The 11915-nt window shown below is 66.9% G+C and carries 9 protein-coding genes and 1 pseudogene; 5 read left to right on the top strand and 5 right to left on the bottom strand.

What is annotated here, in order from left to right:
* Both CFB47_RS32255 and CFB47_RS32250 read right to left on the bottom strand, forming a co-directional pair.
* On the bottom strand, positions 1–163 hold a 163-nt coding region (locus CFB47_RS32255; RefSeq protein WP_143330890.1), incomplete at its 3' end, for an SDR family NAD(P)-dependent oxidoreductase.
* A 52-nt stretch (positions 164–215) separates the two neighbouring features.
* Positions 216–956, bottom strand: coding sequence for an acetoacetate decarboxylase (locus CFB47_RS32250; protein WP_021157498.1), 741 nt, complete (start codon positions 954–956; stop codon positions 216–218).
* Positions 957–1399: 443 nt separating this feature from the next.
* Here CFB47_RS32250 and CFB47_RS32245 point away from each other — a divergent pair, with 443 nt between their 5' ends.
* On the top strand, positions 1400–1981 hold the full coding sequence (locus CFB47_RS32245; RefSeq protein ID WP_089443706.1) for an undecaprenyl-diphosphatase: 582 nt from the start codon (positions 1400–1402) through the stop codon (positions 1979–1981).
* 33 nt (positions 1982–2014) lie between these two features.
* Here CFB47_RS32245 and CFB47_RS32240 read toward each other — a convergent pair whose 3' ends face one another.
* The 3 genes from CFB47_RS32240 to CFB47_RS32230 all read right to left on the bottom strand — a co-directional run bounded on the left by CFB47_RS32240 (position 2015) and on the right by CFB47_RS32230 (position 3956).
* Positions 2015–2239, bottom strand: coding sequence for a hypothetical protein (locus tag CFB47_RS32240; protein WP_089463484.1), 225 nt, complete (start codon positions 2237–2239; stop codon positions 2015–2017).
* 173 nt (positions 2240–2412) lie between these two features.
* A complete protein-coding gene (locus CFB47_RS32235) occupies positions 2413–3234 on the bottom strand; it encodes a siderophore-interacting protein (protein ID WP_089463483.1) in 822 nt (273 codons plus the stop codon).
* Between the two features lie 38 nt (positions 3235–3272).
* Positions 3273–3956 carry a PadR family transcriptional regulator gene (locus CFB47_RS32230; RefSeq protein ID WP_089463482.1) on the bottom strand — a complete coding sequence of 228 codons (684 nt, stop codon included), beginning with the start codon at positions 3954–3956 and terminating at the stop codon, positions 3273–3275.
* An 817-nt stretch (positions 3957–4773) separates the two neighbouring features.
* Here CFB47_RS32230 and CFB47_RS32225 point away from each other — a divergent pair.
* The 4 genes and pseudogenes from CFB47_RS32225 to CFB47_RS32215 all read left to right on the top strand — a co-directional run bounded on the left by CFB47_RS32225 (position 4774) and on the right by CFB47_RS32215 (position 11909).
* On the top strand, positions 4774–5775 hold the full coding sequence (locus tag CFB47_RS32225; RefSeq protein WP_089463481.1) for an FHA domain-containing protein: 1002 nt from the start codon (positions 4774–4776) through the stop codon (positions 5773–5775).
* A pseudogene (locus tag CFB47_RS32220) lies at positions 5772–8633 on the top strand (TOMM system kinase/cyclase fusion protein); the annotation flags it as partial. The gene CFB47_RS32225 and the pseudogene CFB47_RS32220, both read left to right, overlap by 4 nt.
* A 130-nt stretch (positions 8634–8763) precedes the next feature.
* The gene (locus CFB47_RS41380) at positions 8764–10218 is read left to right on the top strand and encodes an aldehyde dehydrogenase (RefSeq protein WP_089457240.1); all 1455 of its coding nucleotides are present in this window, start codon (positions 8764–8766) and stop codon (positions 10216–10218) included.
* 77 nt (positions 10219–10295) lie between these two features.
* Entirely contained in the window at positions 10296–11909 is a 1614-nt protein-coding gene (locus CFB47_RS32215) for a GMC family oxidoreductase (protein WP_089463480.1), read from the top strand.
* The last annotated feature ends 6 nt before the right edge of the window (positions 11910–11915 follow it).

The following is an 11915-nucleotide window of genomic DNA, read 5'->3' as shown; positions in this document are numbered from 1 at the left end:
CGCCCGCCTTGACGATCTCGTCGGCGACCGCGTTCGCGCCGTCCTGGTTCAGGTCGGCGATCGCGACGGCCGCGCCCGCTTTCGCGAGCTCGAGTGCGATTTCCTTGCCGATGCCGCTTGCGGCGCCCGTGACGACTGCGGTCTTGCCATTCAGGTTGCTCATGTTCGAATTCCCGTGGTGAAAGGATTGACAGGGAGAAAGGACTGCGGACGTGTTACTGAGCCAGGTAATCGTAGACGACTTCGCCGAGGCCCAGTGTCAAATCCGCGACGATGTGGCGGGCTTCGACGATTTCGAGCACGGGCAGGTCGGCCACGGGCGCGAGCGCATGCGGCGCCAGCTCGAGCGATGCGGGGCCCGTCCATGCGCCCTTCATCTTGATGTCCTGCATGTAGTAGCGCACCAGTTCGCAGACGCGCGCGGTGCCGTCGACGTGCGGGATGATCTTCAGCAGGAAATTGGGGCCGGCGAGACGCTTGGTCTGCTCGTCGATGTCGAGTTCCTTGTGCTTGTAGCCCATCGTGCCGGTGGCGACGCGCACCTTGCCGTAGTCGAGCGTGCCGAGGAGGTGGTCGGTGTTCACGTGCAGCGTGGGCGATGCGAGCTTCTTCGGGAAGCCCCACAGTTCGCGGCCGCCGGCGATCGGCGGGTGATCGTCGAGATACATCGCGAGCGTATAGCCGCCCGGCTGGCCGTTGTATTCGACGGGAATCACCTGACCGCTTTCGGTGTAGTCGCCGAAGCCGGTCGAATCGGCCATGCGGATGAATTCGTAATGCACGAGCGGCTCGGTGACCTGCAGCGGCTCGGGGACGATTTCGCGGAGACGGTCCGGATCGGTGCGATACGTGATGATCAGGAACTCACGATCGACGAAACGGTAAGGGCCCATCGGGAAGGCGGGGCTGGTCAACGGCATCGCAAACGCTTTCGATCGGACATCGCTGGGTTTCATGCGGACTCCTTGTTGTTGATCGCTTCGTGGATGAGTGCTCGTAAGCTCGTAATCCTATGCCTGTGCGTGACCGTTGTGCGATGCCGCATTAGGAATTAATTGTTGCCGATTTCGCAGCATTCGCCGCGTAAATATTGAGATGAATGAGGTAAACGGCCTGGGTGGCATCCGGCGCCCCGATGTTTGCACACGTCGATGACGCCACGATGTGAAAAAGGTGAGTCTTTACGGGACGCCTGGTGAGCCTTTCCGGGAGACGGTCCCGCAGGAATGTGACAAATGTGTGAACTTGTGTTGCAGTGCGGGCTCTAAGCGCGTTCGCGGCGGCGGGCTTCGTCGCGCGCGGCCGTCTTATTAAGCATCGCTTAAGCGGGTGCGCCTTAGCATCGTTCGTATCAGGCCGGGCAACCGGCCGATTTTTTACGCCCCACGCAACCGGATTCATGCAGACCCTCAATCTCACCCTCTTTTCCGCCATCAACGCCGGGGTTGCGCCGCAGCCGGGCGTTGCCCGCCTCGCCATCTTCGCCGCCGACTGGCTCGTCTATGCGTTGCCCGCGATGCTGCTGCTGACCTGGATCTTCGGCACGCGCCCGACGCGGCGCCAGGCGATCGAAGCCGGCGTCGGCGTGTGCGTGGCGCTCGTGCTCGCGCAGGTCATCGGACATTTCTGGTTCTCGCCGCGCCCGTTCATGGCGGGCGTCGGCACGCAGCTGATTCCGCACGCGCCGGACAGCTCGTTTCCGAGCGATCACATGACGTTCGCGTGGAGCATGGCGGTCGGGTTGATGCTCGGCGGCACGACCCGGTTCACCGGGTTCGTGATGGTCGCGATGGCCGCGGCGATTGCATGGGGACGTATCTATGCGGGCGTGCACTGGCCGTTCGACATGGCGGGCGGCGTGCTGGTCGGCACGGCCGGCGCGCTGGCCGCGCACCTGTACGGGCAACGCGTGATCGCGCTGCTCGAACGGCTCGGCGATTCGGTGCATGCCGCCGTGATGGGCCGCCGGCACGCGCCGTAAGTCGTAAGTAGCAGGAGATCGGGCAGGACGCCGTCAGCCGGGTGTCTTGGCCGATTCGGCCGATGCGGACGGGCCAGCGCCCGCATCGTGCAGCTCAGCGGTATCGGCCGGGTGTTGCGCGGCGTCGCGGTCGAGTGCGCTTTCCTTCAGGATCGCGCACATCGCGACGAACAGCGCGAGCACTACCGCGGCAAGGCCGCAATAGCCGACGATCTTCAGGTGGCGAAGGAACGGCGAAGCGTGGCTTTCTTTTGTCATGACCGGGCGCTCCTGGGCGGGCTGCGGCGGCTGTCGCCCGACAGCGGCGTCGCACCCACAGATATATACCAGTCGCGATCGCGGTGCCAAGCCCGCTGGTGCGCCGACGCCACGATTGTGTCATCGGCCGGTCAATCTCAATCGGGTACCCGTTTGCCGGGCACCCGCATCCATCAGTCTTCCAACGTTTCGTGCACGGCCGCCGCGCCGCGCTTCCAGTAGGCCGCCGCGCGGATGCGCGACTTGTCGACGCCGCGCTCGCCGGTCAGGTGCTGGCGGACCGCGCGCATCGACAGCGCTTCGCCCGCCGCCCACACGTAGCCGTCGCCGGACGGCGGCAGCGGCAGGTCGCGCACGGCATTCAGCAGCACGTCGTCGTCCGCCGCGTCGGCTTCGGCGCGGAAGCGCCAGATTTCATGCACGTCGGCGCGCGTGTCGAACGCGATCTGCGCGGTGCGATCCGCGACTTCCATCACGACGGCTACGCGCGCGCCGGCCGGCAATTCCTCGAGACGCCGCGCGATCGCCGGCAGCGCCGTATCGTCGCCGATCAGCAGGTGCCAGTCGAAACCGGTCGGGACGACGAACGAACCGCGCGGGCCGCCGATGCCGAGCCATTGGCCGACACGTGCCTGGGCGGCCCACTGCGACGCGGGGCCCGGGTGGTTCAGCACGAATTCCAGATCGAGTTCGCCGGCGGCGCGGTCGAAGCGGCGCGGCGTGAAGTCGCGCGCGACCGGCTTCGGTTCGCCTTCCGGAAATTCGGGACCGTTCGCGCCGAGCGTCGGCAGCACCGGCCGTTCGGCGCCGGGCGGCGGGAAAAACACTTTCACGTGATCGTCGAACGACGCGGATTCGAAATCCGCGAGATCGGGGCCGCCGAGCGTGACGCGCAGCAGGTGCGGCGTGACGGTGTGCACGCGCAGGACCTGCAGCAAGCGGAACTTGAGGGTATGGCGCACGCGGGTCACGGTGCGGTCGGATGTGTTCTGCATCAGTCCGTTCTCCTTAGGGGTTGAAGGGGCGGCGCGGATTACGCACCGGTGCCCCCTTCGATTTCAGCCGTCGCGCGGCGCATGATGGCGGCGATGCGGCGCTGTTCGTCGGCGTCGGCGGCGCTCTTGTGCAGCAGCGCGCGCTTGAGTGCGAGACGCGCCTCGACGAACTCCGGCAGCCAGCCGGCTTGCGCGTCGTCCGGCGTTTCGTTGCCCGCCGATTCCCCGGCGAACGCGCGGCGCATGAATTCCATCTTGCGTGCGAGGTGCGTGAGGCGCGCGAACAGCGTGTCGACGCGCTCGCGTTGCGCGTCGAGATGCGCGCGGCCGGCGTCGGTCAGCGCATAGCGCTTGCGGTTGCCTTCCGCCTGCGACGCGACGAAGCCGACTTCTTCGAGATACGTGAGCGCCGGATACACCATGCCGGGGCTCGGGCTGTAGAAACCGTTCGAACGCGTGTCGAGCGCCTTGATCAGCTCGTAGCCGTGGCTCGGTTGCTCGGCGACCAGCGCGAGCAGCAACAGTTGCAGATCGTCGGAGCTGAACTGGCGGCCGCGCGGCATGCCGTCGTCGCCGAAATCGCCAAAGCCGCCGCGCCCGCCACGGCCGCCGAACGGGCCACCGCCGAACGGATCGTGGCCGCGGCGATGGCGGCCGATTGCGTACCAGAGACCGGCGAACCCGTCAGGGCGGGCATGGCCGCGGGAGGGGTTGTGTCGCATGATCGTGTCCTATATGTCGTAAAACATATCTAAAGATATATATCGAAAGATAGGTCGTCAAGGGGATTTATTGGGGCTGGATGGCGGGGCGGGGGTGAGGCTGGTGGCTTGCGGCGGAGACTGCCGTCGATGCGCTTCATCGGGTTCGTCGGCGAGTCGGCCGCGACGATCAGACAGTCGATGCATTGCCGGCTTCTGCAGCCTGCGCCAGCCGTTGATCGTGAGGCAGCCGCGTGCCGGCATGTATCCACATGCCGATGACATCGCGAGAAAATGACCGTGACACGCTTGAACCTTGCGGCAATTCATGTAATGCAATCTACTAAAACACCGGAAAACATTATTTAATTAGCTTGAACTGTTTAATTTATTTCCTGTTGATCAAACAAAACTTCCGCGCCAGCAAAGGTATTTAAATGCCCCCCCGTCATTCAATGTGGTGTTTCTGCTTGATGCAAGCCTGTCATGGGTTGCGAGGCGGTGAAGATTTTCGACCCTTTATATTTGAAGTGAAGATTCGTCGAAAATGTAAAGCATTGCAATATCAAAACGGGATTTGAGTATTTCGATTGCGATGCGGGATTTTGTTTGGCAGGATTTTAATCAAGTTGCTCGAATTTAAAACAACAAAACCACCGACCATTCAATTAGCCGAAATGACACGCGCCGGATGAGCAACGATCCGAAAGGAAGTTGGTGAAGAAACTGGTAACGAGGCGGCGAACGGTCCACACCGTTCGCGATCACTGAATCAATCGCTTTCCCGGGCGTCGACGCGTCACTCGAGCGATCCGGGCGAATCCGATACGGGGCGGCCATGGCGATACTCAAGAACGATTTTTCCGGGCAAGCGTGCCTGCTCCGCGCGTATCACGTGTTCGGCCGCGATGCCGCGCGCTGCGATACGGTCATCCGCGACGCGTCGGTGTCCCGGGTCCATGCCCATATCCGCTGGGTCGGCGGCCGATGGGAGCTCCATGATCACAGCAGCAACGGCACGTCGGTATCGGGCGTGCCATTGCGCGACGGCGAGCACGCGGTGCTGCAGCGAGGCGACGTGATCCGGTTCGGCAGGGCGGGTGTCGCGCCCTGGCGCGTCGCGTCGCTCGACGATCCGGCCGATACGCTGTGGCCGGTACGGGGCGCCGTGCACCCGATCGTGCTCACGCCGCGCCAGATCCTGGCCGCCCACGCCGCGCAGCCGGTCACGATCGTCCGGTCGCCGGCCGGCGATTGGCTGTGCGACGACACGTTGCCGCCGCGCGCGCTCCATGACGGCGATGAAGTGTCGACGGGCGACGTGACGTGGCGCGTGGCGCTCGTGCGCCACGGCTCGACGATGACGCTGCGCGCGCCGGCCGATCCGGCCGTGCCGGCCCGATTGCTCGAATTCTTCGTCAGCCGGGACGAAGAGCATGCGCGTGCGCTGCTGCATGTTCGCGGCGGCGTGGTCGATCTCGGCGAGCGCGCGCATCACTACAGCCTCGTCACGCTCGCCCGCGCACGTTCGGCCGACATGCAGGCCGGCTACGATGCTGCCACGCAAGGCTGGATCGAACTCGACCGGCTGGCGCGCATGCTCGGTATCGATACGTCCCATCTCAACGTGCAGATCCATCGCGCCCGGAGCCAGTTCGCGGCGCTGCCGGGGCTGGACGCGAGTCAGCTGGTCGAGCGGCGGCGCGGCAGCGTCCGCTTCGGCGATTTCCCGTTCCGCGTCATGCGCGGCGAGCGCCTCGAATGCCAGTCGGTGCCGGGCGTCGAGCCGCGTATCGGCATGCATCGTCCGGCGCCGGATCCGGTCGTCCATTGCTCGTGAACGCGGAACGACAGCCCGGGTTGTCGACCGCGACACACGCACGCGTCGCGCCGCACGCGCATGAATCGCAGCAACTTGCCGCGCCGTTCGCGGTGCTGGCCGGCAAGCGGCATTACCGGCTCGGTGCGCTGCTCGGCGAAGGCGGCAGCGGCGTGGTGTTTCGCGCGACTTGCGGCGAGACGGGGCAAGACGTCGCGATCAAGCTGATGCGGGACGAGGTCGCGTGGACCGAAGCCGAGCGCGCCCGCCAGCGCATGCGCTTCCGGCGCGAGACGAGCCTGTGCGAGGCGCTGCGGCACCCGAACATCGTGGCGCTGCTGGACCAGGGGGAAGCACCCAATGGGCGGCTGTTCGCCGTATTCGAATACGTGCACGGCCAGACCCTGCGCGACCGGCTTGCGATGGAGGGGCCGCTGTCGGCCGTCGACACGGGAAGGCTGATGACGGAGGTGCTCGATGCGCTTGCAGCCGCGCATCGCCGCGGCATCGTCCACCGGGATCTGAAGCCGCAAAACATCGTGCTCGCAATGGCCGACGACGGACCGCACGCGAAGCTCCTCGATTTCGGGATCGGCGCGCTGTTGCCCGGCGCGACAGATAGCGCGCCCCAGGACGCGACTCTCGGGGCCGAGGTGCTCGGCTCGCCGTCATACTGCGCGCCAGAGCAGCTGCGCAACGAACCGCCGACGCCCGGAAGCGACCTGTACGCGTGGGGCCTGGTCGTGATCGAATGCCTGACGGGCGAAGTCGTGATGCAGGGCGCCAGCGTGGCCGACGTACTTTATCAGCAGCTCAGTCCGGTGGATGTCGCGCTTCCTCCGGCGATCGCGTCGCATCCGCTCGGCTCGGTGCTGCGGCGTGCGTTGAGCAAGCATCCGGCGCAGCGTGCCGCCTCGGCCGACGAACTCGCCGAGCAGTTTCGCGTGCTCAATTTCGCCGCGCTGGTCGGTCCGTTCGATGCCGGCCGTGCAAGCCGGCCTATGCGCCCACCCCCGTGCATGCCGCACGGTGAAGCGATCGCAACGGCTGGCGAATACCGGCAGGTCACCACGCTCTGCTGTTGCGTGACGATCGCCGGAGACGGCCGGCAACGTCATGCGGGCACCGATCACGGCGCCCTGCTCGATCGCTACGAGGCGCAATGGTTGACGAAGTGCGCGGATATCGCCGTCGGCTATGGCGCGCAGGTCGACGAGCGGCTCGGCGACACGCTGCTGTTCCATTTTGGCCTGCAAGGCGATATCGACCGGCCTGCCCGCCGCGCGGCGCGTGCGGCGCTGGACATGGTGCGGGTGGCCGGGCGCGCGCGGCTGCCGGCGCCGGCCGAAGCCGGCTGTACGGACAGCGGCGAAGGCTGGCGCGTCGAAGTGGCCGCCGCGATTCACGTCGGGCAGGTGCTCGCGCCTGCGTCGCAGAGGCCGGGCGGATCGACGCCGGCCGCCGCGTCGCGGTTGTTGCGGCTGGCCGGGCCCGGGCAGATCCTGATCAGCGACGATGCGCGGCTCGCGCTCGAACGGCATGCGGATTTTCGGCCGACAGCGTTGCAGCTGGCCCAGGCGGGCCTCGCGCCACAGCCAGTGTATGAACTGCTCGGCGAGCGGCGGGCCGATACGCCGTTCGATTCGCTCGACGGCGGTATGCGGGCACCGATGATCGGCCGCACGCGCGAACTCGATGCACTGCTGCGTGCGTGGCAGGAGACGCTTGCACGTCATCGTCGCGCAATGCACGGTGTGCCGCCGCGACTTGTCGTCGGCGACGCGGGAATCGGCAAGTCGCGCCTCGTGCACGCGCTGTGCGAGGCCGTGCGGACACAGGGCCACGCGTTCGCGCATTGCGGATGCCAGCCGGAGCGGGAGAATCATGCGCTCTTTCCGATCTTGCGGTTCATCGGCGCGCATTGGCAGCTCGACGCCGACAGTCCGGCCGACATCACGCGCGCGGCGATCGACGCGATGCTGGCGGCGCTCGAATGCGATCGGGCGGTGGCCCGTGTCGCGCTTGCGACCTGGCTGGGGCTGCCCTGCGATGCGAAAGCGGCGAGGCGGACGAGCGAGTGCGAACAGGACGCGCTGTTTGATGCGCTCGAGCAATTGATCGTGTCGCTCGGCAATGGCGCGCCGGTGTTGCTCGTCGTCGAGGATGTCCAGTGGATCGATCGCTCGACCGAGGATTTTCTGGCGTACCTGCAGCGCTCGCCGCGTGCGGCGGCGCTCTGCATCGTGCTCACGTCGCGTCCCGCCGGGCTCGCGCGCTGGCGCGGCACAGCCGAGCGCCTGGTATTGCGCCGCCTGCCGCGCGACGATGCGCGGCGCCTGATGTCGGCGTATCTGGGCCAGGGCGCGCTCGATCCGACCTGGATCGATCCGCTCGTCCGTCGTACGGCGGGCATTCCGCTGTTCATCGAGGCGATCGCGCGCGAGCTGACGATGAGCGGCGCGGACGGCTCGCTCGCGGCGCTGCGGACGATGGACCCGTGCCCGCTTCCGCTCAGTCTCGGCGGAATGCTCGGTCGCGCGTTCGACCGGATCGACGACGCGCGCGGCACCGCGCAGCTCGCCGCGACGATCGGGCTCGAGGTGGATGCACACCTGCTCGCCGCGGCCTCGCCGCACGATCGCGCGACGCTCGACGCGCACCTGCAGCTGCTGCTCGAAGAACGGATCATGTACGCGCGGCATCGGCGCGATCGCGTGTTCTATTCGTTCCGCCACGCGTTGATTCGCGACGCGGCGTACGCGTCGATGCCGCCGGCCGTGCGGTGCGCCAACCATGCGCGAGTCAACCAGGCGCTGGCCGCGCATGCCGATCGCGGTGCGGATGCGCCCGCGTTCGGCGCCGACGAACACGCCACGCGCATGTGCATCTGAATCCTGCATTCGATGCACGGATGTCCCAGCGGCGCCGCCACCCGCGTCCTACAGTGGGCCAGATAGGCCGATCGGGTTTTCAGCGCCGGATCGGCCTTCAACAATCTGGAGACACCCCATGACAGCCGAGTACACCCTTCAACACCGGATCGCGGGCGACGCGTGCGACGCCGCGCGGGGCGAGTGGTTCGAGAAATTCGAACCGTGCACCGGACACCTGCTTGCGCGCGTGGCGGCCGGCACCGGCGCCGACGTCGACCGGGCCGTGCGCGCGGCCCGCGCGGAATTCGACGGCGGACCCTGGAGCCGGTTGCCCGGCGCGGCGCGGGCGAAGCTGCTGAACCGGCTGGCCGACCTGCTCGAGCAGGATGCGGAACGCTTCGTCGAACTGCTGGCGCGCGAACAGGGGCGCCCCGCCATGGAGGTGCGCATGATGGACCTGCCGATGTCGATCGACACACTGCGCTACTTCGCCGGATGGGCGGACAAGCTTGAAGGCCGCCAGATTCCGACCGGCGGCTTCATGGGGCGCCCGACTGTCAACTACACGGTGCGCGAAGCAGTCGGCGTCGCCGGCCTGATCGTGCCGTGGAATGCGCCGCTGATGATCGCGTGCTGGAAGCTGGCGCCCGCGCTCGCGGCTGGCTGCACGGTCGTGATCAAGCCGTCGGAGGACGCGCCGCTCGCGGTCGGGGCGCTGGCGGACCTGGCCGTGCAGGCGGGCTTTCCGTCGGGCGTCGTGAATCTCGTGCATGGCATCGGTGCGTCGGTCGGCGCCGCGCTGGTCAATCACCCGGGCGTCGACAAGATCAGTTTCACCGGCAGCACCGAGGTCGGCCGCACGATCGCGCGCCAAGCCGGCGCGCAGTTCAAGCGTCTGACGCTGGAACTCGGCGGCAAGGCGCCGCAAATCATCTTCGACGACGCGAATCTCGAGCAGACGATCGCCGGCGTCGCGATGGGGCTGTTCGTCAACCAGGGACAAACGTGCGCAGCCGGCACGCGCGTGCTGGTGCAGCGCCGCCACTACGACGACGTCGTCGGCGCGCTCGCGCATGCGGCGCGGTCGGTCAGGGTCGGCACGCCGTTCGACCCGGCGACGCAGATGGGCGCGCTGATCAGCGCCCGCCATGCCGACCGCGTGAAGACGCATATCGCCGTGGCGCTTCACGACGGCGCGACGATGGTCGCGGGCGACGAACCGGTGCCGTCGCAAGGCTTCTTCGTGCGGCCGACGGTGTTCGCGAATGTCGATCCGGCGATGCGCATCGCGCGCGACGAAGTGTTCGGGCCGGTCGGCACGATCATTCCATTCGATACGGAAGACGAGGCCGTCGCGCTGGCGAACGACACCGTCTACGCGCTGTCCGCGTCGCTGTGGACCCGCGATCTTGCGACCGCGCACCGCACCGCGGCCCGGCTGCGGGTCGGCGCGGTCGCGGTGAACGCGTGGAGCCCGCTCGACGCGCGGCTGCCGTGGGGCGGCTTCAAGGAGAGCGGCGTCGGGCGCGACCTGTCGCAAAGCGGGCTCGATGCGTACCTGGAGGAGAAGGTCGTCACGATCGCGATGTAGCCGTGCACGTGCCGGCTCGGAGACACAACAACAAGATCGCGGGCATTGCTCGCCCGCCTATCCCATTCGACAGACACATGACTACTCAAGACCTGACCTTCGATTACGTCGTCATCGGCGCGGGTTCCGCCGGTTGCGTCGTGGCCGCGCGGTTGATCCAGCAGAACGCCGGTTCGGTGCTGCTGCTGGAAGCCGGCACGCGCGACGACAATCCGTTTCACCGGATTCCGGGCGGCGTGATGCAGGTGTTCCAGAAGAAATCGTGGCCGTACATGACCGAACCGCAGCCGAACGCGAACGGTCGCAGCATGATCATCGCGCAGGGCAAGGTGCTGGGCGGCGGCAGTTCGGTCAACGGGATGATCTACATCCGCGGGCAGCGCGACGACTACGACGACTGGGCGACGCAGTGGGGATGCACGGACTGGCGCTACGACGACGTGCTGCCGTATTTCATGAAGGCGGAAGCGAACGAAAGCCTGGGGCCCGCGTATCACGGCCAGACCGGCCCGCTGCCCGTCAGCGAGAACCGCTATCGCCATCCGCTGACGGCCGCGTTCATCCGGGCGGGGCAGGAAATGGGGCTGCGCTACGTCAACGACTTCAACGGCGAAGTGCAGCAGGGCGTCGGCTATTACCAGACGACGACGCGCAACGGCGAACGCGCGAGCACCGCGCAGACCTATCTGGCGTCGGTGCGCAATGACGCGAAGCTGAAGGTGGTGACCGGCGCGCTCGTGCACCGGATCCGGACCGATGCGGGGCGTGCGGTCGCGGTCGAATTCAGCGAGGGCGGTCATGCGCCCGTGTCGGTGCGCGTGCGCAACGAGGTCGTCGTGAGTGCGGGAGCGATCGGGAGTCCGAAGGTGCTGATGCTGTCCGGCATCGGGCCGGCGGAGCATCTTGCCGCGCTCGGGATCGATACGGTTGCCACATTGCCGGTCGGCCGGAATTTCCACGATCATCTGCACATGTCGGTGCAGGCGTCGATTCGCACACCGGCGAGCCTCTACGGCGAGAACACCGGGCTCCGGGCGATGCGCCATTTCCTGCAATGGAAGTGCTTCAGGAGCGGGCTGCTGATCAGCAACATCCTCGAAGGCGGCGCATTCATCGACACGCTGGGCACGGGGCGGCCGGACGTGCAGTTCCATTTCCTGCCGTTGCTCGACAATTTCGACAACACGCCGGGAGAGAAGCCGCCGGCGAGCGAGCACGGCATGTCGGTCAAGGTCGGCCATCTGCAACCGAAATCGCGCGGGCGGGTGGCGTTGCGCAGCAAGGATCCGGCGGACCTGCCGACGATCGACGCGAATTTCCTGAGCGACCCGGCCGACCTCGACGGCCAGATCCGGGCCGTTCAGGCCGGGCTCAGGATCCTGTCGGCGAAGGCGCTGCAGGCGCACGTGAAGGAAATCGTCGCGCCTGCCCGGATCGATCCGGACGACCTACCGGCAATCGAGCGATTCGTGCGGCAGGACATCAAGACCGTCTATCACCCGGCCGGCACCTGCAGGATGGGTACGGACCCGCGGACGTCGGTGGTCGACCAGAAGACGCTGCGCGTGCACGGCTTCTCCAATCTGCGCGTGATCGATTGCTCGATCTGCCCGCAGGTGCCGAGCGGCAACACCAACGCGCCGGCAATCATGATCGGCGAACGCGGCGCTGACCTGCTGCTCGGTCGGTGAAAGAGG

The sequence above is a fragment of the Burkholderia sp. AU27893 genome (assembly GCF_002223205.1).
Classification (GTDB): domain Bacteria; phylum Pseudomonadota; class Gammaproteobacteria; order Burkholderiales; family Burkholderiaceae; genus Burkholderia.
Note: the sequence above shows the minus strand (reverse complement) of the source record. Positions and strands in the feature narration are given on the sequence as shown.

Bases quoted from the DNA above. Each gene is read 5' to 3' on its own strand.
- CFB47_RS32250 (WP_021157498.1), bottom strand. From the start codon at position 956: ATGAAACCCAGCGATGTCCGATCGAAAGCGTTTGCGATGCCGTTGACC.
- CFB47_RS32245 (WP_089443706.1), top strand. From the start codon at position 1,400: ATGCAGACCCTCAATCTCACCCTCTTTTCCGCCATCAACGCCGGGGTT.
- CFB47_RS32240 (WP_089463484.1), bottom strand. From the start codon at position 2,239: ATGACAAAAGAAAGCCACGCTTCGCCGTTCCTTCGCCACCTGAAGATC.
- CFB47_RS32235 (WP_089463483.1), bottom strand. From the start codon at position 3,234: ATGCAGAACACATCCGACCGCACCGTGACCCGCGTGCGCCATACCCTC.
- CFB47_RS32230 (WP_089463482.1), bottom strand. From the start codon at position 3,956: ATGCGACACAACCCCTCCCGCGGCCATGCCCGCCCTGACGGGTTCGCC.
- CFB47_RS32225 (WP_089463481.1), top strand. From the start codon at position 4,774: ATGGCGATACTCAAGAACGATTTTTCCGGGCAAGCGTGCCTGCTCCGC.
- CFB47_RS41380 (WP_089457240.1), top strand. From the start codon at position 8,764: ATGACAGCCGAGTACACCCTTCAACACCGGATCGCGGGCGACGCGTGC.
- CFB47_RS32215 (WP_089463480.1), top strand. From the start codon at position 10,296: ATGACTACTCAAGACCTGACCTTCGATTACGTCGTCATCGGCGCGGGT.